The organism is Escherichia sp. AM3 (assembly GCF_032029835.1).
Lineage (GTDB): Bacteria > Pseudomonadota > Gammaproteobacteria > Enterobacterales > Enterobacteriaceae > Escherichia > Escherichia coli.
This window is the reverse complement of record NZ_JAVUPQ010000026.1, coordinates 21,326-44,408: the sequence shown is the minus strand read 5'-3', so window position 1 is coordinate 44,408 and position 23,083 is coordinate 21,326. Positions and strand designations below refer to the sequence as shown.

18 protein-coding genes and 1 pseudogene are annotated in these 23,083 nt (G+C 50.3%); 12 read left to right on the top strand and 7 right to left on the bottom strand.

Annotation, left to right across the window (positions count from 1 at the left end; translation table 11 throughout):
* The first annotated feature begins 231 nt into the window (after window positions 1-231).
* Window positions 232-3,018, top strand: a complete 2,787-nt coding sequence (polA, locus tag RTW80_RS12015; RefSeq protein WP_000250006.1) for a DNA polymerase I — start codon at window positions 232-234, stop codon at window positions 3,016-3,018.
* Between the two features lie 381 nt (window positions 3,019-3,399).
* Here polA and yihA read toward each other — a convergent pair whose 3' ends face one another.
* Entirely contained in the window at window positions 3,400-4,032 is a 633-nt protein-coding gene (gene yihA / locus RTW80_RS12010; protein WP_000183349.1) for a ribosome biogenesis GTP-binding protein YihA/YsxC, read from the bottom strand.
* Between the two features lie 296 nt (window positions 4,033-4,328).
* Here yihA and RTW80_RS12005 point away from each other — a divergent pair.
* From RTW80_RS12005 to hemN, 3 genes and pseudogenes are all read left to right on the top strand, one after another.
* Window positions 4,329-4,495: pseudogene (locus RTW80_RS12005) on the top strand (hypothetical protein).
* A gap of 118 nt (window positions 4,496-4,613) precedes the next feature.
* A complete protein-coding gene (yihI, locus tag RTW80_RS12000; RefSeq protein ID WP_001300530.1) occupies window positions 4,614-5,120 on the top strand; it encodes a Der GTPase-activating protein YihI in 507 nt (168 codons plus the stop codon).
* A gap of 188 nt (window positions 5,121-5,308) precedes the next feature.
* Window positions 5,309-6,682: an oxygen-independent coproporphyrinogen III oxidase gene (gene hemN, locus RTW80_RS11995; RefSeq protein ID WP_000116090.1), complete on the top strand. Its 1,374-nt coding sequence runs from the start codon at window positions 5,309-5,311 to the stop codon at window positions 6,680-6,682.
* A gap of 189 nt (window positions 6,683-6,871) precedes the next feature.
* On the opposite strand, the gene RTW80_RS11990 is transcribed toward hemN, so the two are convergent.
* From RTW80_RS11990 to glnA, 4 genes are all read right to left on the bottom strand, one after another.
* Complete coding sequence (locus RTW80_RS11990; protein ID WP_000893994.1) at window positions 6,872-6,982, bottom strand: YshB family small membrane protein; 111 nt, start codon at window positions 6,980-6,982, stop codon at window positions 6,872-6,874.
* Between the two features lie 111 nt (window positions 6,983-7,093).
* A complete protein-coding gene (gene glnG / locus RTW80_RS11985; RefSeq protein ID WP_001188775.1) occupies window positions 7,094-8,503 on the bottom strand; it encodes a nitrogen regulation protein NR(I) in 1,410 nt (469 codons plus the stop codon).
* Window positions 8,504-8,514: 11 nt separating this feature from the next.
* Window positions 8,515-9,564, bottom strand: a complete 1,050-nt coding sequence (gene glnL / locus RTW80_RS11980; RefSeq protein ID WP_000190577.1) for a nitrogen regulation protein NR(II) — start codon at window positions 9,562-9,564, stop codon at window positions 8,515-8,517.
* A 285-nt stretch (window positions 9,565-9,849) separates the two neighbouring features.
* The gene (gene glnA / locus RTW80_RS11975; RefSeq protein ID WP_001271717.1) at window positions 9,850-11,259 is read right to left on the bottom strand and encodes a glutamate--ammonia ligase; all 1,410 of its coding nucleotides are present in this window, start codon (window positions 11,257-11,259) and stop codon (window positions 9,850-9,852) included.
* A 372-nt stretch (window positions 11,260-11,631) separates the two neighbouring features.
* Between glnA and typA the strand changes: the two genes are divergently transcribed.
* From typA to RTW80_RS11955, 4 genes are all read left to right on the top strand, one after another.
* Window positions 11,632-13,455, top strand: a complete 1,824-nt coding sequence (typA, locus tag RTW80_RS11970; protein WP_000570668.1) for a ribosome-dependent GTPase TypA — start codon at window positions 11,632-11,634, stop codon at window positions 13,453-13,455.
* A gap of 216 nt (window positions 13,456-13,671) precedes the next feature.
* Window positions 13,672-14,382: a GntR family transcriptional regulator gene (locus RTW80_RS11965; protein ID WP_032248001.1), complete on the top strand. Its 711-nt coding sequence runs from the start codon at window positions 13,672-13,674 to the stop codon at window positions 14,380-14,382.
* Between the two features lie 7 nt (window positions 14,383-14,389).
* The gene (locus RTW80_RS11960; protein ID WP_000256400.1) at window positions 14,390-15,370 is read left to right on the top strand and encodes a sugar phosphate isomerase/epimerase family protein; all 981 of its coding nucleotides are present in this window, start codon (window positions 14,390-14,392) and stop codon (window positions 15,368-15,370) included.
* Window positions 15,371-15,471: 101 nt separating this feature from the next.
* Window positions 15,472-16,737: an MFS transporter gene (locus RTW80_RS11955; protein WP_000956312.1), complete on the top strand. Its 1,266-nt coding sequence runs from the start codon at window positions 15,472-15,474 to the stop codon at window positions 16,735-16,737.
* Window positions 16,738-16,847: 110 nt separating this feature from the next.
* Here the strand turns inward: RTW80_RS11955 and RTW80_RS11950 are convergent, their stop codons facing one another.
* Window positions 16,848-17,636 carry a DeoR/GlpR family DNA-binding transcription regulator gene (locus tag RTW80_RS11950; RefSeq protein ID WP_000022286.1) on the bottom strand — a complete coding sequence of 263 codons (789 nt, stop codon included), beginning with the start codon at window positions 17,634-17,636 and terminating at the stop codon, window positions 16,848-16,850.
* A 39-nt stretch (window positions 17,637-17,675) separates the two neighbouring features.
* A complete protein-coding gene (locus RTW80_RS11945; protein ID WP_000160872.1) occupies window positions 17,676-18,572 on the bottom strand; it encodes a sugar kinase in 897 nt (298 codons plus the stop codon).
* 172 nt (window positions 18,573-18,744) lie between these two features.
* On the opposite strand from RTW80_RS11945, the gene yihU reads away from it, so the two are divergent.
* From yihU to RTW80_RS11925, 4 genes are all read left to right on the top strand, one after another.
* On the top strand, window positions 18,745-19,623 hold the full coding sequence (gene yihU / locus RTW80_RS11940; protein ID WP_001299483.1) for a sulfolactaldehyde 3-reductase: 879 nt from the start codon (window positions 18,745-18,747) through the stop codon (window positions 19,621-19,623).
* 24 nt (window positions 19,624-19,647) lie between these two features.
* Window positions 19,648-20,535, top strand: coding sequence for an aldolase (locus RTW80_RS11935; RefSeq protein WP_000094544.1), 888 nt, complete (start codon window positions 19,648-19,650; stop codon window positions 20,533-20,535).
* 32 nt (window positions 20,536-20,567) lie between these two features.
* A complete protein-coding gene (locus RTW80_RS11930; RefSeq protein ID WP_000357967.1) occupies window positions 20,568-21,578 on the top strand; it encodes a zinc-dependent alcohol dehydrogenase in 1,011 nt (336 codons plus the stop codon).
* Window positions 21,579-21,647: 69 nt separating this feature from the next.
* The gene (locus RTW80_RS11925) at window positions 21,648-23,081 is read left to right on the top strand and encodes an MFS transporter (protein ID WP_032247381.1); all 1,434 of its coding nucleotides are present in this window, start codon (window positions 21,648-21,650) and stop codon (window positions 23,079-23,081) included.
* Window positions 23,082-23,083: the final 2 nt, after the last annotated feature.

Below are 23,083 nucleotides of genomic sequence, written 5' to 3'. Positions count from 1 at the left end.
ATGGCTTTATTTTTAACTGCATGAAAAACAAAGACAAACATCATGCTGTAAAAAGCATGATAATAAATTAAAAGCGATGTAAATAATTTATGCACAAAGTTATCCACATGACGATTTGCGAGCGATCCAGAAGATCTACAAAAGATTTTCACGAAAAGCGGTGAAAAACTCATGTTTTTATCCTGTCTGTGGCATCCTTTACCCATAATCTGATAAACAGGCACGGACATTATGGTTCAGATCCCCCAAAATCCACTTATCCTTGTAGATGGTTCATCTTATCTTTATCGCGCATATCACGCGTTTCCCCCGCTGACTAACAGCGCAGGCGAGCCGACCGGTGCGATGTATGGTGTCCTCAACATGCTGCGCAGTCTGATCATGCAATATAAACCGACGCATGCAGCGGTGGTCTTTGACGCCAAGGGAAAAACCTTTCGTGATGAACTGTTTGAACATTACAAATCACATCGCCCGCCAATGCCGGACGATCTGCGTGCACAAATCGAACCCTTGCACGCGATGGTTAAAGCGATGGGACTGCCGCTGCTGGCGGTTTCTGGCGTAGAAGCGGACGACGTTATCGGTACTCTGGCGCGCGAAGCCGAAAAAGCCGGGCGTCCGGTGCTGATCAGCACTGGCGATAAAGATATGGCGCAGCTGGTGACGCCAAATATTACGCTTATCAATACCATGACGAATACCATCCTCGGACCGGAAGAGGTGGTGAATAAGTACGGCGTGCCGCCAGAACTGATCATCGATTTCCTGGCGCTGATGGGTGACTCCTCTGATAACATTCCTGGCGTACCGGGCGTCGGTGAAAAAACCGCGCAGGCATTGCTGCAAGGTCTTGGCGGACTGGATACGCTGTATGCCGAGCCAGAAAAAATTGCTGGGTTGAGCTTCCGTGGCGCGAAAACAATGGCAGCGAAGCTCGAGCAAAACAAAGAAGTTGCTTATCTCTCATACCAGCTGGCGACGATTAAAACCGACGTTGAACTGGAGCTGACCTGTGAACAACTGGAAGTGCAGCAACCGGCAGCGGAAGAGTTGTTGGGGCTGTTCAAAAAGTATGAGTTCAAACGCTGGACTGCTGATGTCGAAGCGGGCAAATGGTTACAGGCCAAAGGGGCAAAACCAGCCGCGAAGCCACAGGAAACCAGTGTTGCAGACGAAGCACCAGAAGTGACGGCAACGGTGATTTCTTATGACAACTACGTCACCATCCTTGATGAAGAAACACTGAAAGCGTGGATTGCGAAGCTGGAAAAAGCGCCGGTATTTGCATTTGATACCGAAACCGACAGCCTTGATAACATCTCTGCTAACCTGGTCGGGCTTTCTTTTGCTATCGAGCCAGGCGTAGCGGCATATATTCCGGTTGCTCATGATTATCTTGATGCGCCCGATCAAATCTCTCGCGAGCGTGCACTCGAGTTGCTAAAACCGCTGCTGGAAGATGAAAAGGCGCTGAAGGTCGGGCAAAACCTGAAATACGATCGCGGTATTCTGGCGAACTACGGCATTGAACTGCGTGGGATTGCGTTTGATACCATGCTGGAGTCCTACATTCTCAATAGCGTTGCCGGGCGTCACGATATGGACAGCCTCGCGGAACGTTGGTTGAAGCACAAAACCATCACTTTTGAAGAGATTGCTGGTAAAGGCAAAAATCAACTGACCTTTAACCAGATTGCCCTCGAAGAAGCCGGACGTTACGCCGCCGAAGATGCAGATGTCACCTTGCAGTTGCATCTGAAAATGTGGCCGGATCTGCAAAAACACAAAGGGCCGTTGAACGTCTTCGAGAATATCGAAATGCCGCTGGTGCCGGTGCTTTCACGCATTGAACGTAACGGTGTGAAGATCGATCCGAAAGTGCTGCACAATCATTCTGAAGAGCTCACCCTTCGTCTGGCTGAGCTGGAAAAGAAAGCGCATGAAATTGCAGGTGAGGAATTTAACCTTTCTTCCACCAAGCAGTTACAAACCATTCTCTTTGAAAAACAGGGCATTAAACCGCTGAAGAAAACGCCGGGTGGCGCGCCGTCAACGTCGGAAGAGGTACTGGAAGAACTGGCGCTGGACTATCCGTTGCCAAAAGTGATTCTGGAGTATCGTGGTCTGGCGAAGCTGAAATCGACCTACACCGACAAGCTGCCGCTGATGATCAACCCGAAAACCGGGCGTGTGCATACCTCTTATCACCAGGCAGTAACTGCAACGGGACGTTTATCGTCAACCGATCCTAACCTGCAAAACATTCCGGTGCGTAACGAAGAAGGTCGTCGTATCCGCCAGGCGTTTATTGCGCCAGAGGATTATGTGATTGTCTCAGCGGACTACTCGCAGATTGAACTGCGCATTATGGCGCATCTTTCGCGTGACAAAGGCTTGCTGACCGCATTCGCGGAAGGAAAAGATATCCACCGGGCAACGGCGGCAGAAGTGTTTGGTTTGCCACTGGAAACCGTCACCAGCGAGCAACGCCGTAGCGCGAAAGCGATCAACTTTGGTCTGATTTATGGCATGAGTGCTTTCGGTCTGGCGCGGCAATTGAACATTCCACGTAAAGAAGCGCAGAAGTACATGGACCTTTACTTCGAACGCTACCCTGGCGTGCTGGAGTATATGGAACGCACCCGTGCTCAGGCGAAAGAGCAGGGCTACGTTGAAACGCTGGACGGACGCCGTCTGTATCTGCCGGATATCAAATCCAGCAATGGTGCTCGTCGTGCAGCGGCTGAACGTGCAGCCATTAACGCGCCAATGCAGGGAACCGCCGCCGACATTATCAAACGGGCGATGATTGCCGTTGATGCGTGGTTACAGGCTGAGCAACCGCGTGTACGTATGATCATGCAGGTACACGATGAACTGGTATTTGAAGTTCATAAAGATGATGTTGATGCCGTCGCGAAGCAGATTCATCAACTGATGGAAAACTGTACCCGTCTGGATGTGCCGTTGCTGGTGGAAGTGGGGAGTGGCGAAAACTGGGATCAGGCGCACTAAGATTCGCCTGAACATGCCCTTTTTTCGTAAGTAAGCAACATAAGCTGTCACGTTTTGTGATGGCTATTAGAAATTCCTATGCAACAACTGAAAAAAAATTACAAAAAGTGCTTTCTGAACTGAACAAAAAAGAGTAAAGTTAGTCGCGTAGGGTACAGAGGTAAGATGTTCTATCTTTCAGACCTTTTACTTCACGTAATCGGATTTGGCTGAATATTTTAGCCGCCCCAGTCAGTAATGACTGGGGCGTTTTTTATTGGGCGAAAGAAAAGATCCGTAATGCCTGATGCGCTATGTTTATCAGGCCAACGGTAGAATTGTAATCTATTGAATTTACGGGCCGGATACGCCACATCCGGCACAAGCATTAAGGCAAGAAAATTATTCGCCGTCCTGCGTTTCTTCTACAGGCTGCATCTCGCTAAACCAGGTATCCAGTTTCTGCCGCAGCTTGTCCACGCCTTGTTTCTTCAACGAAGAAAACGTTTCAACCTGCACATCACCGTTAAACGCCAGTACAGCTTCACGCACCATATTCAATTGCGCTTTACGTGCGCCGCTTGCCAGTTTGTCCGCTTTGGTCAGCAGCACCAGAACGGCGATATTGCTGTCTACCGCCCACTCAATCATCTGCTGATCCAAATCTTTCAGCGGATGGCGAATATCCATTAGCACCACCAGACCTTGCAGGCTCTGACGTTTTTCGAGGTATTCGCCGAGCGCACGCTGCCATTTGCGCTTCATCTCTTCCGGGACTTCCGCATAACCGTACCCAGGCAAGTCAACCAGACGCTTGCCGTCAGCCACTTCAAACAGGTTGATAAGCTGGGTGCGCCCTGGGGTTTTTGAGGTACGAGCCAGGCTTTTCTGGTTAGTCAGCGTGTTCAGCGCGCTGGATTTACCTGCGTTGGAACGGCCTGCAAAAGCCACTTCAATTCCGGTATCGGAAGGTAGGTGGCGAATATCAGGCGCACTCATCACAAAATGCGTCTGTTGATAATTCAAATTAGTCAAAGCGGTCGTCTCCGTCAGTCAAAGCTTTGTGGCGATTATACCTGAACCATAATAAAAGGCGGATTTTTCGGCGTGAGCGTTGTAAGTAAAAGCCATACGCTTTGTGAGACATTGCCGATAGTCTTTATGCGAAATAGCAGAGAAAATTCTGCGATGCATGTCAAATAAGCTATATAAATCAGTGAATTGCTTTTATATAAAACTCTGAAAATGTGCAAATACTGATGGCGGTTGATTGTTTGTTTAAAGCAAAGGCGTAAAGTAGCACCCATAGAGCGAGGACGCTAACAGGAACAATGACTCAGGATGAGGGTCAGGAGCGCCAGGAGGCGAAGACAGAGGATTGTCAGGAAGACAAACGTCCGGAGACGTAATTAAACGGAAATGGAATCAACACGGATTGTTCTGGCTAATGGAAAAACAGGGTGTGTTGGCGGCCTGCAAGGATTGTAAGACCCGTTAAGGGTTATGAGTCAGGAAAAAAGGCGACAGAGTAATCTGTCGCCTTTTTTCTTTGCTTGCTTTCTGTTAGATTCCGCCGCAAATCTATACTGAATAAAACGGCTAAAAGACGAACCATTATGAAACCATCTTCACCATCACGCAGCAAAGGTCATGCAAAAGCGCGTCGCAAAACGCGCGAAGAGCTGAATCAGGAAGCTCGTGACCGCAAGCGTCAGAAAAAACGTCGTGGTCATGCGCCGGGCAGCCGCGCAGCGGGCGGTAACACCACGTCAGGCAGCAAAGGCCAGAACGCACCAAAAGATCCACGTATTGGCAGTAAAACCCCTATTCCATTGGGCGTGACTGAAAAAGTCACCAAACAGCACAAACCGAAGAGTGAGAAACCTATGCTTTCACCGCAGGCGGAGTTGGAATTACTGGAAACGGATGAGCGTCTGGATGCGCTGCTGGAACGTCTGGAAGCAGGCGAAACCCTGAGTGCCGAAGAGCAATCCTGGGTGGATGCTAAACTGGATCGTATTGATGAGTTGATGCAGAAACTCGGCCTCTCTTATGACGATGACGAAGAAGAGGAAGAAGACGAGAAGCAAGAAGACATGATGCGTCTGCTGCGGGGCAACTAACGGATTGCCGCCATGGGCCTTCCCGTTCTGCTGATAACCCTTCCGGTTATATGTTATCTGGTGTGGTTATTCGTTAAACTACAGCGGTTGTCGCGGCGACAAAAGTGGCTGCGCAACCGGCTGATGACCCGAAACGGGCATCCGCCGGTACGCCGTAGCCGCCAGAGACGCCATCGGAAGGAGTGAGCATGTCTGTACAGCAAATCGACTGGGATCTGGCCCTGATCCAGAAATATAACTATTCCGGGCCACGATACACCTCGTACCCGACCGCGCTGGAGTTTTCAGAAGACTTCGGCGAACAGGCGTTTTTACAAGCCGTGGCGCGCTATCCTGAGCGTCCATTATCTCTCTACGTACATATCCCGTTCTGCCATAAACTTTGTTACTTCTGCGGTTGCAATAAGATTGTTACTCGCCAGCAGCACAAGGCCGATCAGTATCTGGACGCGCTGGAGCAAGAAATCGTCCATCGTGCACCGCTGTTCGCCGGGCGTCACGTCAGCCAATTGCACTGGGGCGGCGGAACGCCGACGTATCTGAATAAAGCGCAAATCAGCCGCCTGATGAAGCTGCTGCGCGAAAACTTCCAGTTCAATGCCGATGCGGAGATTTCGATCGAAGTCGATCCGCGGGAAATCGAACTGGATGTACTCGATCATTTACGCGCCGAAGGCTTTAATCGCCTGAGCATGGGCGTGCAGGACTTCAACAAAGAAGTGCAACGTCTGGTTAACCGCGAGCAGGATGAAGAGTTCATCTTTGCACTGCTTAACCATGCGCGTGAGATTGGTTTTACCTCCACCAACATCGACCTGATTTACGGCCTGCCGAAACAGACGCCGGAGAGTTTCGCCTTTACCCTGAAACGTGTGGCGGAGCTGAACCCCGATCGTCTGAGTGTCTTTAACTACGCGCATCTGCCGACCATTTTTGCTGCTCAGCGCAAAATCAAAGATGCTGACCTGCCGAGTCCGCAGCAAAAACTCGATATCCTGCAGGAAACCATCGCCTTCCTGACGCAATCGGGCTATCAGTTTATCGGTATGGATCACTTTGCCCGTCCGGATGACGAGCTGGCGGTGGCCCAGCGTGAAGGCGTGCTGCATCGTAACTTCCAGGGCTACACCACTCAGGGCGATACCGATCTGCTGGGGATGGGCGTTTCCGCCATCAGCATGATTGGCGACTGCTACGCGCAGAACCAGAAAGAGTTGAAGCAGTACTATCAGCAAGTGGATGAACAAGGCAATGCGCTGTGGCGTGGTATTGCGCTAACGCGTGATGACTGTATTCGCCGCGATGTGATTAAGTCGCTCATCTGCAACTTCCGTCTGGATTACGCCCCTATTGAGAAACAGTGGGATTTGCACTTCGCTGATTACTTTGCGGAAGATCTCAAGCTGCTCGCCCCGTTAGCAAAAGATGGGCTGGTGGATGTGGATGAGAAGGGAATACAGGTGACGGCGAAAGGTCGCTTGCTGATCCGCAACATTTGCATGTGCTTTGATACCTATCTGCGCCAGAAAGCGCGGATGCAGCAGTTCTCACGGGTGATTTAAATAGTGAATGGCGCTTCGTTTACAAAGTAGAAAACGAAAGCGCCATCAATGTGCTGAGAACAAGATTGCCTGATGCGCTACGCTTATCAGGCCTACAAAACCTGTTGAAAATATTGCTTTTGTAGGCCGGATAAGGCGTTCACGCCGCATCCGGCATGAACAAAGAGCACTTCATCAGCAATCTGAAACTCAACTAAACAGCCCAATCATTGCGGCACACAGCACGGCAGCAACGGCAGTTTGCGGTGTGTGGCTGTCAACTGCGCCACTCGATACCAGATTAATTATTGATTCCAGCATAATGACTCTCCCCGTTTTCCGGGCAAGATCATACTGAACTTATCGGAACAGTAAAGCGTAAAATACCAGCAATTTGCGCTCAATAATCAATCTTTACACACAAGCTGTGAATCACTCCATCCCCAGCTCTTTTAACTTACGCGTCAGGGTGTTGCGGCCCCAGCCGAGTAGCCGCGCCGCTTCCTGTTTATGCCCCTGCGTATGTCGCAACGCGGTCGTCAGTAACGTCCGCTCCAGCTCTGGCTGCGCTTCGGAAAGCAGATTTTGATGACCGGAACGCAGCGCTCTGTCTGCCCACTGCGCAAGAAGCGTCGCCCAACTGTCCGGTTGCATTTGCGAAGTACTCTCCGCAACCGTTGATTCAAACAGTTCGCCGGGCAAATCCTGAATCAACACTTCCTGCCCGGCGGCCATCACCGTTAGCCAGCGGCAGGTGTTTTCCAGCTGGCGCACGTTGCCTGGCCACGCCAGACGCGTCAGAGCAGCTTCGGTTTCCGGATGCAGTAACTTCGCTTCTACGCCCAGTTCGTGCGCGGCAACCTGTAAAAAATGGCGCGCCAGACGGGGAATATCTTCCCGACGTTCGCGCAGCGGCGGCAGATGAACGCGGATAACGTTCAGGCGGTGGAACAGATCCTCACGGAACTTACCTTCCTGCACTCGCTGTTCGAGATTCTGGTGAGTGGCAGCGATAATCCGCACATCCACTTTCACCGGCGCATAGCCGCCAACGCGGTAAAACTGACCGTCTGCCAGCACGCGCAGCAAACGCGTCTGCACATCCAGCGGCATATCACCAATTTCGTCGAGGAATAATGTACCGCCATCGGCCTGTTCAAAACGCCCCTGACGAATGGTATTCGCGCCAGTAAACGCGCCTTTCTCGTGGCCAAACAGTTCTGATTCGATCAAATCTTTTGGGATAGCTGCCATATTCAGCGCGATAAACGGCGCTTTGGCGCGCGGACTGTGGCGATGCAGGGCATGAGCGACCAGTTCTTTACCGGTGCCGGATTCGCCGTTAATCAGCACGCTAATAGAAGAACGCGAAAGCCGACCGATAATACGGAACACGTCCTGCATGGCTGGCGCTTCGCCGATGATATCGGTCGTTGGGCCGTTAAGCTGAATATTACGCGGCTGCTGCTGTTCCTGGTAATGACTGATAGCGCGCTCAACCAGCGCCACTGCTTCGTCGATATCAAACGGTTTGGGCAGATAATCAAACGCCCCTTGTTGATAGGCGCTGACGGCAGCATCCAGATCGGAATGTGCGGTCATAATGATGACCGGAAGCATTGGATGGCGCTGTTTAATCTGCTTGAGCAGCGCCAGCCCGTCCATTCCCGGCATACGGATATCTGAAAGCAGCACATCCGGCGTTTTGCTCGCCAGCGCCTCCAGTACTTCCGCGCCGTTCTCAAATGTCGTACAGGTTAAACCCGCTCCAGCGAGCGCACGTTCAAGCACCCAACGGATGGAACTATCGTCATCGACTACCCAGACTATCCCTCGTTGCATAAACGTCACCTTTATTTCCTGATAGGCAGGTAAACCGAGAACTCGGTATGCCCTGGCCAACTGGTAAATTCAATTTTGCCTGAATGCTGATCAATCAAATTACGAGCGATGGATAAGCCAAGCCCGGTGCCACCTTCGCGGCCGCTGACCATCGGGTAAAACAGCGTATCCTGCAAATGAGGCGGAATGCCCGGCCCGTTATCTTCCACATCAATCCGCGCCGCCAGCCGGTAGCGCTCGCCGTGTAAGGTCAGTTGAAACGCGGTGCGGGTACGCAGAATGATTTCACCGCCTTCCGGCCCCAGCGCCTGTAGCGCATTGCGCACAATATTCAGCAAGACCTGTTCAATTTGATCCGGGTCGTGCGCCAGTTCCGGCAGGCTGGGATCGTAATCACGAATCAACCGCACGTTGTCCGGCAGTTCCATCGACACCAGCGTTACCACGCGTTCAGCCACTTTGTGAATACTTTCGGTAACGCGCGTACCGGGCAGCTGCGGCCCCAACAGACGGTCGACCAGATTTCGCAGCCGGTCCGCCTGTTCGATAATCACTTTGGTATATTCGAGTAGTGATGGGTCAGGTAACGCTTTGCTGAGCAGCTGCGCCGCGCCACGTAAACCGCCAAGCGGATTTTTAATCTCATGTGCCAGGCCGCGCACTAAATCACGGGCAGCAACCTGCTGGGCGTGCTGTAGCTGTTCCTGACTTAAGCGGCGCTGGTTATCCATCGGAGCCATCTCCAGCAGGATCATGCCGTCCGGCATACGCTGGGCCGTCACAGAAAGGATATGCGAGCGCCCGTCGATGACCAGCGTCACTTCGTTATCGGTAAAACCTTGCCCCGCCTCCAGACTTTCTTGCATCAGCTCGATATTTAATGAGAAGTAGCTCAACAGTTCCGGTAACGGTGTACCAAACAATTTGCGGGAGCTTTGGGCGAGCAGTTGTTGCGCGGCGGGGTTGGCGTAATGGATCGCCAGGTTGTCATCGATTAACAAAATACTGTTAATCAGCGAGTTGAGGATCTGCCCAGCATCGGGCTGCGTGCCTGTTGCCATAAAGCAGTCTCCTGAACAGGTTGCACCATTTTAGTGCATTATAGCTTTTTACGGATAAAAAGCGCGAAGCATCAGAGAATTGACGGAGAAAAAAGCCCATGCAGAGATGGGCTACAGATAGCTGACAAACTTCACGTTGGAGAGCGACTCACCTGCTCCGGCCTACCACATCATCACCGTGTAGGCCGGGTAAGACGCATTTGCGTCGCATCCGGCGTGATGTGCTTGCCACCGATCCCAGGCCTGCCAGAGACAGGCGAAAAGTTTCCACGGCAACTAAAACACTTAGACGCTGTAGTACAGCTCAAACTCTACCGGATGCGGAGTCATACGCACGCGGTCATCTTCTTCGCGACGCAGTGCGATGTACGCATCAATTGCTTCGTCAGTGAACACGCCACCGGCTTTCAGGAACTCGCGGTCCAGATCCAGTTCGTTCAGTGCTTCTTCCAGAGAGCCTGCAACCTGTGGGATCTCTTTCGCTTCTTCTGGCGGCAGGTCATACAGGTTTTTGTCCATGGCTTCGCCCGGATGGATCTTGTTCTTGATACCATCAAGACCGGCCATCAGCAGGGCAGCAAAGCACAGGTACGGGTTAGCTGCCGGATCCGGGAAACGTACTTCGATACGACGTGCTTTCGGAGAAGAAACCACCGGAATACGGATAGACGCAGAACGGTTACGCGCAGAGTAAGCCAGCATTACCGGTGCTTCATAGCCCGGGACCAGACGCTTATAAGAGTTGGTGGTCGGGTTTGCCAGGGCGTTAATCGCTTTAGCGTGTTTGATTACGCCGCCAATGTAGTACAGCGCCTGCTCAGACAGACCTGCGTATTTGTCGCCTGCGAACAGGTTAACGCCGTTTTTAGACAGAGACATGTGGCAGTGCATACCGGAGCCGTTATCACCGAACATCGGTTTTGGCATAAAGGTCGCGGTTTTACCGAAGCGGTGCGCTACGTTGTGCACAACATATTTGTAGATCTGAATTTCGTCAGCTTTTTTGGTCATGGTATTGAAGCGGGTAGCCACTTCGTTCTGACCAGCAGTCGCTACTTCGTGGTGATGGGCTTCAACCACCAGGCCCATCTGTTCCATCACCAGACACATTTCAGAACGAATATCCTGAGCAGAGTCTACCGGCGGAACCGGGAAGTAACCGCCTTTCACTGCCGGACGGTGACCTTTGTTACCACCTTCATATTGGGTGGAGGAGTTCCATGCGCCTTCGATATCGTCGATAGCAACGTGAGAACCGGAGATAGATGATCCGAAACGGATGTCATCGAACAGGAAGAATTCAGGTTCTGGCCCGAACAGTACGGTGTCGGCAATGCCAGTGGAACGCAGGTAATCTTCGGCGCGCTTCGCAATGGAGCGCGGGTCACGGTCATAGCCTTGCAGGGTGCCAGGTTCAAGGATGTCGCAACGGATAATCAGGGTGGAGTCGGCGAAGAACGGGTCAATCACTGCGGTGGATGCGTCTGGCATCAGCACCATGTCGGACTCGTTAATGCCTTTCCAGCCGCCAATCGAGGAGCCGTCAAACATTTTGCCTTCTTCGAAGAATTCAGCATTCACCTGATGAGCAGGGATAGTGACGTGCTGTTCTTTACCTTTAGTATCGGTGAAGCGCAAATCAACAAACTTCACTTCGTGCTCGTTCAGCATCGTCAGTACGTGTTCAGCGGACATACTTTAACTCTCCTGGATTGGTCATGGTCGTCGTGGTAACGAAATCTGCAATTATTTTGGCCGTGTCGCCGTAAAAAAGATAAAGCGAAATCTGTGCCAACTTTTAAATTGCCCCTAAAAGGCGTTATCATGCGCACCATCGTGCAAAAGGGCTGCACCACGATGTGAATGTTGCACCAATATAGTGCTTCAATGGAAACATTAAGCACCATGTTGGTGCAATGACCTTTGGATAACCCTTTTTATGCTCCGTGAAAGCGATCACAAAGGGACTCTGCAATACTTGTTTGCGGAGGATGTTTGTGATCCTGTTTTGTAGTGCGATTAATCCGTGTACAATAACGCGCTATTTCTAATGCCTGAGGCAAAGTTGTGATCGAAAAATTGCGTAATATCGCCATCATCGCGCACGTAGACCATGGTAAAACCACCCTGGTAGACAAGCTGCTCCAACAATCCGGTACGTTCGACTCTCGTGCCGAAACCCAAGAGCGCGTGATGGACTCCAACGATTTGGAGAAAGAGCGTGGGATTACCATCCTCGCGAAAAACACCGCTATCAAATGGAATGATTACCGTATCAACATCGTTGATACCCCGGGGCACGCCGACTTCGGTGGTGAAGTTGAACGTGTAATGTCCATGGTAGACTCAGTGCTGCTGGTGGTTGACGCATTTGACGGCCCGATGCCGCAAACGCGCTTCGTAACCAAAAAAGCGTTTGCTTACGGCCTGAAGCCGATTGTTGTTATCAACAAAGTTGACCGCCCTGGCGCGCGTCCTGATTGGGTTGTGGATCAGGTATTCGATCTGTTCGTTAACCTCGACGCGACCGACGAGCAGCTGGACTTCCCGATCGTTTACGCTTCTGCGCTGAACGGTATCGCGGGTCTGGACCACGAAGATATGGCGGAAGACATGACCCCGCTGTATCAGGCGATTGTTGATCACGTTCCTGCGCCGGACGTTGACCTTGACGGTCCGTTCCAGATGCAGATTTCTCAGCTCGATTACAACAGCTATGTTGGCGTTATCGGCATTGGCCGCATCAAGCGCGGTAAAGTGAAGCCGAACCAGCAGGTCACTATCATCGATAGCGAAGGCAAAACCCGCAACGCGAAAGTCGGTAAAGTGCTGGGCCACCTCGGTCTGGAACGTATCGAAACCGATCTGGCGGAAGCTGGCGATATCGTTGCGATCACGGGCCTTGGCGAACTGAACATTTCTGACACCGTTTGCGACACGCAAAACGTTGAAGCGCTGCCGGCACTCTCCGTTGATGAGCCGACCGTTTCTATGTTCTTCTGCGTTAACACCTCGCCGTTCTGCGGTAAAGAAGGTAAGTTCGTAACGTCTCGTCAGATCCTGGATCGTCTGAACAAAGAACTGGTACACAACGTTGCGCTGCGCGTAGAAGAAACCGAAGACGCCGATGCGTTCCGCGTTTCTGGTCGTGGCGAACTGCACCTGTCTGTTCTGATCGAAAACATGCGTCGTGAAGGTTTCGAACTGGCGGTATCCCGTCCGAAAGTTATCTTCCGTGAAATCGACGGTCGTAAACAAGAGCCGTATGAAAACGTGACTCTGGACGTTGAAGAACAGCATCAGGGTTCTGTAATGCAGGCGCTGGGCGAACGTAAAGGCGACCTGAAAAACATGAATCCAGACGGTAAAGGCCGCGTACGTCTCGACTACGTGATCCCAAGCCGTGGTCTGATTGGCTTCCGTTCTGAGTTCATGACCATGACTTCCGGTACTGGTCTGCTGTACTCCACCTTCAGCCACTACGACGACGTACGTCCGGGTGAAGTGGGTCAGCGTCAGAACGGCGTACTGATCTCTAACGGTCAGGGTAAAGCGGTCGCGTTCGCGCTGTTCGGTCTGCAGGATCGCGGTAAGCTGTTCCTCGGTCACGGTGCAGAAGTTTACGAAGGTCAGATTATCGGTATTCATAGCCGCTCTAACGACCTGACTGTAAACTGCCTGACCGGTAAGAAACTGACCAACATGCGTGCTTCCGGTACTGACGAAGCCGTTGTTCTGGTTCCGCCTATCCGCATGACTCTGGAACAAGCTCTGGAGTTCATCGATGATGACGAACTGGTAGAAGTGACCCCGACCTCTATCCGTATTCGTAAACGTCACCTGACGGAAAACGATCGTCGTCGCGCCAACCGCGCACCGAAAGACGATTAATTTCGTTTTTTAGTCATAAAAAACCTGCCAGCGATGGCAGGTTTTTTTTTGCCTGTCGTGAGCACTCAGCAATGCGAGTATCTCCCTTATAAGTCTGTGGTTACGTCAATAGAGAGCTTTGTCACAATTATCTGCAAAGTCATACGCCGTTAATTGCTTTCTTTTTTGGCGTAAGCGTAAGATGCCTCATCTGGTTTAAACCAAAAGGATTAAACAATGACGGGAAATCAATCCACCGTAGAAAATGCAAAAGAGAAACTGGATCGGTGGTTAAAAGATGGCATCACTACGCCGGGTGGAAAACTCCCTTCAGAAAGAGAGCTGGGAGAGCTGCTGGGCATTAAACGTATGACGCTGCGCCAGGCGTTGCTGAACCTCGAGGCAGAATCCAAAATCTTCCGTAAGGATCGTAAAGGGTGGTTCGTGACTCAGCCGCGATTTAATTACAGCCCGGAGCTGTCGGCGAGCTTTCAGCGGGCCGCAATTGAGCAAGGGCGGGAACCTTCCTGGGGGTTTATCGAGAAAAGCCGTACCAGCGATATTCCCGAGACGCTCGCGCCACTGATTGCAGTGACGCCATCAACTGAACTCTATCGCATCACCGGCTGGGGGGCGTTGGAAGGACATAAAGTTTTCTATCACGAAACATATATTAATCCTGAAGTTGCTCCGGGTTTTATTGAACAACTTGAAAACCACTCATTTTCTGCAGTCTGGGAAAAGTGCTACCAAAAAGAGACGGTAGTAAAAAAATTGATTTTCAAACCCGTCAGAATGCCGGGCGATATCAGCAAGTATCTTGGCGGTTCTGCGGGTATGCCAGCGATCTTAATTGAAAAGCATCGCGCCGACCAGCAAGGCAATATTGTCCAGATAGATATTGAATATTGGCGATTTGAGGCCGTAGACCTCATCATTAATCTGTAGGTGTTTTATGGTGACAATAAATAACGCAAGAAAGATTCTACAACGTGTCGATACTCTTCCTCTTTATTTACATGCCTATGCCTTTCATTTAAATATGCGGCTGGAAAGAGTATTGCCTGCTGATTTACTTGATATCGCGAGTGAAAATAATCTGCGGGGCGTCAAAATTCATGTTCTGGATGGAGAGCGTTTTTCTCTTGGTAATATGGACGATAAAGAACTCTCTGCCTTTGGTGATAAAGCCCGCCGTCTGAACCTTGATATTCATATTGAAACCAGCGCCTCAGATAAGGCATCTATTGACGAAGCCGTCGCCATCGCGTTGAAAACTGGGGCATCGTCCGTACGTTTTTATCCACGTTATGAAGGTAATTTGCGCGACGTATTATCGATCATCGCTAACGACATTGCCTATGTACGGGAAACGTATCAGGACAGCGGCCTGACTTTTACGATCGAGCAGCATGAAGATTTAAAAAGCCATGAGCTGGTGTCGTTGGTCAAAGAAAGTGAGATGGAGTCTCTTTCCTTACTGTTTGATTTTGCGAACATGATCAATGCAAATGAGCATCCCATCGACGCTTTAAAAACGATGGCGCCGCATATTACCCAGGTGCATATCAAAGATGCATTGATTGTTAAAGAACAGGGTGGTCTGGGCCATAAAGCCTGTATTTCAGGTCAGGGAGATATGCCCTTCAAAGCGTTATTAACGCACCTTATCTGCCTGGGCGATGATGAGCCGCAGGTGACGGCATATGGCCTGGAAGAAGAGGTTGATTATTATGCTCCGGCGTTCCGCTTTGAAGACGAAGATGATAATCCGTGGATCCCTTATCGCCAGATGAGTGAAACACCACTACCAGAAAATCATTTACTGGATGCGCGGTTACGTAAAGAAAAAGAAGATGCGATTAATCAGATAAATCATGTGCGTAACGTACTACAACAAATCAAACAAGAGGCAAGCCATCTTCTGAACCACTAATAAGTTTTAACTCATACGCAGTTAATAAAACCATTCCATAAGAATGGTCGATATCTTATTGCCTTTAAAACAGTGATTTTATAAATCGCTTAGGGGATGTTATGCTCACGAAAAAGAAATGGGCCTTATTTAGTCTATTAACACTGTGTGGCGGTACAATTTATAAATTACCGTCGCTGAAAGATGCGTTTTATATCCCGATGCAGGAATATTTCCATTTGACCAATGGTCAAATTGGTAATGCTATGTCGGTAAACTCATTTGTCACGACAGTGGGTTTTTTTCTGTCTATTTATTTTGCCGATAAACTACCGCGCAGATACACCATGTCATTCTCACTCATTGCGACAGGATTACTGGGTGTTTATTTGACGACAATGCCGGGGTATTGGGGCATCCTCTTTGTCTGGGCGCTATTTGGCGTTACTTGCGACATGATGAACTGGCCGGTCTTGCTCAAGTCGGTAAGTCGATTGGGCAATAGCGAACAACAAGGTCGGTTGTTTGGCTTCTTCGAAACAGGGCGTGGCATTGTCGATACCGTGGTGGCATTTTCTGCGTTGGCAGTATTTACCTGGTTTGGCAGTGGCTTATTGGGTTTTAAAGCAGGCATCTGGTTCTATTCCCTTATTGTGATTGCCGTAGGCATTATCATTTTCTTTGTTCTGAATGACAAAGAAGAGGCACCGTCCGTCGAGGTGAAAAAAGAAGACGGAGCATCGAAAAACACCAGTATGACCTCGGTGCTGAAAGACAAAACTATCTGGCTTATCGCTTTTAACGTCTTCTTCGTTTACGCGGTTTACTGTGGCCTGACATTCTTCATTCCATTCCTGAAAAACATCTATCTATTGCCCGTTGCGCTGGTGGGGGCTTACGGCATCATTAACCAATACTGTCTGAAAATGATTGGTGGACCGATTGGTGGCATGATTTCAGATAAGATCCTGAAATCGCCGAGTAAATATCTATGCTACACCTTTATCATCAGTACCGCTGCGCTCGTACTGTTGATTATGCTGCCGCACGAAAGTATGCCGGTCTATTTAGGGATGGCATGTACGCTGGGCTTTGGCGCGATAGTCTTTACACAGCGAGCCGTATTTTTTGCACCTATCGGCGAAGCAAAAATTGCTGAAAATAAAACAGGCGCGGCGATGGCGTTGGGTAGCTTTATTGGTTACGCCCCGGCGATGTTCTGCTTCAGTCTGTATGGCTACATTCTGGATTTAAATCCGGGGATTATTGGCTACAAAATCGTGTTTGGCATTATGGCCTGCTTCGCATTCTGTGGTGCGGTGGTTTCCGTAATGCTGGTTAAGCGTATTAGCCAACGTAAGAAAGAGATGCTGGCGGCTGAAGCTTAATTAATGGCCGGATGTGCTTAATCCGGCCAACGAAAACCGTATCAACCGTAGGCCGCATCCGGCAAAATAAAATCCGCTGAATCCCCAGCGGATTTTTCGAAGTTTCAATTTCAGGAAACTTCCTGCTCGGCAACCACCAGTTCAACATTCTCTTCACTTAACAACTGGCAGAAAGAATTGGGAGGCGGGGCATCTGTAAAAAAAGCCCTGACATTCCGTGCATTGCCAATTGAAACGGCAGCAGACGCGGCAAACTTCGTATGATCGGCCACTAACAATGTATTCCGCGCATGTTTAATCATCGTTCTCGCGACTAACGCTTCATTTACATCAAATTCCAGTAGGGTGCCGTCATGTTCAATGGCACCTATACTGGTGATTAAATAATCTGCGCGGAAGCCTTCAATAAAATCCACGGCTCCTGGGCCGATAATCCCGCCGTTATGAGCGCGTAAAGTGCCTCCCGGCACCATCACTTCAATATCCTGATTCTTATAAAGAATCTGTGCCACACGTAGGCTGTTAGTGATAATGCGTAAATCACGCCGGTTGAGTAATGCCCTGGCAACGGCTTCTACGGTTGTACCGATGGTGATAAAGACGGTACAGCGTTCGGGAAGGTAATCGGCGACTGCCTCAGCGATCGCCCGTTTCTCGGCGGTGAGCGAAAGTTCCCGTTGCTCAAAAGCGGTATTCATGACGCTGGAGACGCGCCCGGCCCCTCCATGATGACGGGTGATCAAGCCCTGCTCACTGAGTTTTCGGATATCCCGGCGCACGGTTTGCGTTGAAACATCCAGCAGTTGTGCCAGTTCTTCAATATTCATATAACCGCGTTCTGCGATTAGATGAACGAGTTGGTCATGGCGTGGATTACCTGTCACTTCGATGATACTCATGAATACTCCCTTGCCCCTCCTCGGTAGATGTTTACCATTTTACGCATAAAGTGACAAAAATGATTCGGTTTGCTCACGATTAGGAATGCCGGCCCGACCGCCAGGCTGGGTACATTTCATCGCGGCAACCGCACTGGCAAAACGAATAGCCTCTTTTGTTGGCATTTTTTCTGCCAACGCTACCGCGAGTGCGCCGTGAAAAACATCGCCTGCTCCAGTGGTATCAACCACATTGACAGAAAATGCCTCCTGTTGACACAAATGACCATCTTCAATCCACAACGATCCTTCAGAACCCAGCGTAACATACACTTTACCTGCTGTTTGTGTCGTTGCCTGGAACAAACCTTCTTCAGGTGACTGCAGGCCAGTCATGCGTTTCAGCCCTGGTGTTGAGAACACGGCGTGATCGGCAAGCGCGACAAGTGGAGAAATATCCTGCGGTGTCATATCGGCGTCTAAAAGCGTTGTCACACCCGCAAGACGCGCTAGCGAGAATGCTTTTTCAGTACCGCTATGCCAGCGAACATCGGCCAGAATCAGATCATAACGAGAGAAATCGATCGCTTCTAACCATTCGGCATCAGTACCGAGATCGGGACTTGGATAATTAACGATAATCCGTTCGCCATGCTGATCAACGAGGATCGCTGATTGCGATGAACGGGCGTTAGGATATCGGCGGCAAAATGCGGTATTGACGCCCCAACCCTCAAGTTCTGCAAGTAAGGTATTTCCACAACTGTCATCGCCGACGCGACCGATGAAATCAACCTCCACGCCAAGCTTTGCGATTGCAACAGCGGCTGTTGCTGCCGGGCCGCCACCAATCTCAAGATAATGATTTGCCTGATATTTTCCGCCGCCATCCGGCAGAGTGAGCAAAGAATAAATCCTGTCCTGAACTGTGATACCCACGCATGCAATTTTGGTCATATTTGTCTTGTCCTGTTTAATTTTGTCGTCTTCGGTCAATTTAAATGACACAAATGATCAAATTAGTGATGCGTGTCGTGTTTTTGAACATAAATTACAAATATGCTCAAAAACAGACGAAAACGAATTTTCAATTGTCATTATTTTGTCAATGTCAGACAGGAGAGTATTCATGGCAACCATTGCATTTCTCGGGCTGGGGCAGATGGGTAGCCCAATGGCTAACAATCTATTGCAAAAAGGGCATTCATTGCAGGTATTTGATGTCAATGCACAGGCCGTCGATGCGCTAGTTACGCAGGGGGCCACTGCGGCACAAACCCCAGCGGAAGCGGCAGCAGGCGCTGAATTTATCATCACTATGCTTCCCAATGGTGACATTGTTCGACAGGTTCTGTTGGGGGAAAAAGGCGTCTGTGAGGCTGTTTCATCTGACGCGTTATTGATTGATATGTCGACTATTCATCCCTTACAGACCGATGCATTAATACGGGAGTTACAAGAAAAAGGCATCAGTATGATGGACGCCCCCGTGGGCAGAACGTCCGTGAATGCGATTGATGGCACATTGCTGATTTTAGCGGGTGGCACTGATGAGCAGATTGCACGTGCACGCCCGATTCTCATGTGCATGGGTAATGAGCTGGTCGAGGCTGGCGGCCCAGGAATGGGGATCCGCGTGAAGCTAATTAACAACTATATGAGCATTGCGCTTAATGCGCTGTCCTCCGAGGCCGCTGTGTTATGTGAGTCACTGGGATTAAATCTTGATGTCGCAATTAAGGTGATGAGTGGTACGGCAGCAGGGAAAGGACATTTTACGACCACCTGGCCTTGCAAAGTGCTGAAAGGCGATCTTTCACCCGCCTTCATGGTGGATCTGGCGTTGAAAGATCTGCGTATTGCAGTTGACGTCGCTCGGGAGACGGGGGCACCGCTCAATATGGGGATTGCAGCAGAAAGTTATTACGCTGCAGCAAGTCAAGACGGCAAAGGGCGGCAGGACTGGAGTGCCCTGCTAAATCAGGTTCGCCAGCAGGCTGGTCTTTAATTTTATCTATTAACAGGAGTTTCTATGTCATCCCACTTCACCCCATTTACGCTGAAAGATATCTCCCGCCCAGGTGGTGGATTTGCCATGTTAGCTGTCGATCAGCGTGAGGCCATGCGCTTGATGTTTGCGGCAGCAGGGCAGCCAAAACCCATCGCCGACAGTGTACTCACCGATTTTAAAGTTGCCGCGACCCGAATCCTTTCTCCTTATGCTTCTGCCGTTCTGGCGGATAAACAATTTTGTCTTGAGCAAATAGTCGAGCAGGGCGCTGTTGCTAATTCTTGCGGCCTGATTGTCGCTGCCGATCTTTTTATCCCAGGTAATGGCATCCCGGTTGATAGCGTTGAAATAGATATGTCCGTCGACCCGCATAAAGCCCGTGAAATGGGGGCTAAGGCAATGAAATTACTTGTACTCTGGCGTGAAGATGAACCCGCAGAGGAACGTCTGGCAATGGTTGATAAATTTGTTCGTCGCTGCCGTAGTGCCGGGCTGGTTAGCATTATTGAACCTGTGGTGCGTCCACCTCGTCGCGGTTGGGACTTTGATCGTGAAAGCGCCATTGTTGCCGCCGCCGCAGAGCTTGGTGGAACAGAGGCTGATCTTTACAAAGCCGAGATGCCATTAGGGGGCAAAGGCGATGAAAAAACCTTACTTGCCGCCTGTCAGCAACTTAACGATCAGATGAAGATGCCGTGGGTAATTCTTTCTTCTGGCGTTGATGCCGATATTTTTGGCCGTGCAGTAAGTATTGCCATGAAAGGTGGTGCGTCAGGCTTCCTGGCTGGACGAGCGGTTTGGGCGTCGGTTGTTGGTGCACAAGATCCACAAACTATGCTGCGAGATGTCTCTGTTCCTCGTTTACAACGGTTGGCAGAAATTGTCGATGAAGGTATCGCGCAACGCTAATCCCCTATGGATATCGATTCTGGAGAATAACAATGGATAAAATTACCCAGGTTTTATTTTCAGATATTGGGAAAGTCACCACTCAATATGTTGAAGTACCACACCAGGAACTTAAACCGCACGAAGTGCGGATTGCGCCTGTGTTCTATGGGATATGCGGTTCGGATCTGCATGTTCTGAAAGGCGGTCATCCGTTTGCTAAACCACCTGTCGTCCCCGGTCATGAAATTGCAGCGCGCGTTACGGAAGTTGGCAGCGACGTTAAAAATGTACAGCCGGGCGATCATGTTGTGGTCGATCCCATCATGGCTTGCATGGAATGCCGAGCCTGCAAAGCAGGACGTTTTAATCTTTGTGAACCACCGCAGGTTGCTGGTTTTCGCGCACCGGGCTTTGCTCGCTCACAACACATTGTTCCTGCGCGTAATTGCCATGTCGCACCAGCCTCTTTACCGCTAAAAGTGTTGGCCTTTGCCGAACCGGCGGCTTGTGCCCGTCACTGCGTTAACCGAATGCCGAAAGCTTCTCTGGAAAGCGTACTGGTGATTGGTGCCGGAACGATAGGCTTATCCATCGTGCAGGCACTGCGCATTATGGGGGCAGGTAAGATTACCGTGATTGAACCTGACGCTGCCAAACGCGCGCTGGCGTTAAAGCTGGGCGCAGCAGAAGTTTGGGCACCAGGTGAGCTGGCCGCAGATGTGCGATTTACGGGGGCGATTGATGTCGTTGCAGCGCAGGCCACGCTTAACGATGCATGTACCCGTGTATATGCCGGAGGCACCGTCGTGTGCATGGGCGTACCAAGTGGGCCGCGTGAAATACCATTACCGATGATGCAACGTTTCGAGCGTGACTTGCTCAACTCTGGCATGTACATCCCTGAAGATTTCGATGCTGTTATCGAATGGCTGGCGGATGGGCGGTTTGATACCAGTGAACTGGTTACCGATTTATTTGCCATTGAGGATGCAGCGGCGGCATTCGAACGCGCGCAGCAAAATGACTCCATAAAGGTCATGCTGCAATTTGCGCCGGAATGATTTTCTAAATCTCTGTCTGGCGCTGCGTCACGTCAGCGCCACCCTACAACAATTAAAAAGGACACTGCGATGAGTCAAATCACCAGTCCTGCAACTTATTCAATTAGTCGGCCACAGGACGTAATTGATATTGTTAATAAGAACTCTGCAATCAACACCAGTATCGGCGTTATTTTTATTGCTTTGGGCGGCATATTGATTGATGCCTACCAGGCGGCGATGGTGGGGTTTGGTAATAAATACATTGCCGCTCAATTTGGCATTTCTCCAGGCCTTGCCGCAACCGTTAATGCGTCAGTATTAATCGCCGCGTTAATTGGCGGTTTATTAGCGAACCGAGTAATAAACCGCTTTGGGCAAAAGCGAGCATTTATTATTGGCATGGGGCTGTGCACCATCGGGGCTGCTGCGGTAGCTATTGCGCCCAGTATCTGGTGGGTGCTGGTGTGCCGCGTCATCATGGGCTTTGGTTTAGGCATCGACTTCCCTTTGGCAACCAATGCCGTGGCAGAGCTTCGTGGTTCAACGTCGAAGAAAACCGGAACGTCGGTCAACCTCTGGCAAATGGCCTGGTATGTTTCGACAACTGTTGTTTATTTGGTGCTCTTGCCGCTGCTTCTGTCGGATATCGCTGAAGAACAATTGTGGCGTTACGGAATATTCATCGGAGCTATTTTTGCAGTCATCTTCATGATTTTGCGTTACTTCTTTATTGGTGAATCCGCAATGTGGGCCGCACGCGTCGGGCGTTACCAGGAAGCGTGCGACATTCTGGGAAAACGTTATGGTGTTCAGGCTCGCGTTGCGGCATCGAGTACAACAGAAGCGAAATTCTCGGAAAAAGCAGAGAATAAATACAGTGGTGGATATGGCATCTTATTTAATGATCGTTACCGCAAACGCACCATTCTTGGCTGTGTCGTGGCAACCATGCAGGCGTGGCAATATAACGCCGTAGGTGTTTATCTTCCTCTTACGTTGGCGGGAATAATAAGTGGCGGGCTTACTGGTGCGTTGACGGGTTCTGCCGTCGTGAATGCCCTTTGTGGGGTGACAGGCGGGATGATCGGCTCGTTTATTCTCCAACGACTGGGTACTCGCCGACAGTCGATGTATGGATTTGCTGTTGTGACCTTAGCATTGCTGTCGTTAGGCGCACTGGCAACGACTAATCCATGGCTGTCTTTAGGGTTATTGGGATCAATTATTTTCTTCCATTCAGCGGGTCCTGGTGGGCTGGGCATGACCATTGCCACACTCTCTTATCCTCCCGCTATTCGCCCTACTGGGGTCGGATTTGCCCGCGCTATTATGCGCACAGGGGCAATTGCAGGACTCATTTTCTGGCCGATGCTGTGGGGGGCGTTGAAAACTGAAGCGTTTTACTGGTTGGCAATCGTGCCATTCTTGGGGTTCCTGACCTGCGTATTGATTAATTGGGAACCACTGGGTGCAAATGTTGATGCTGAGGATGCAGAGGTTCTGGCTGAATTGAAGAAATAAAT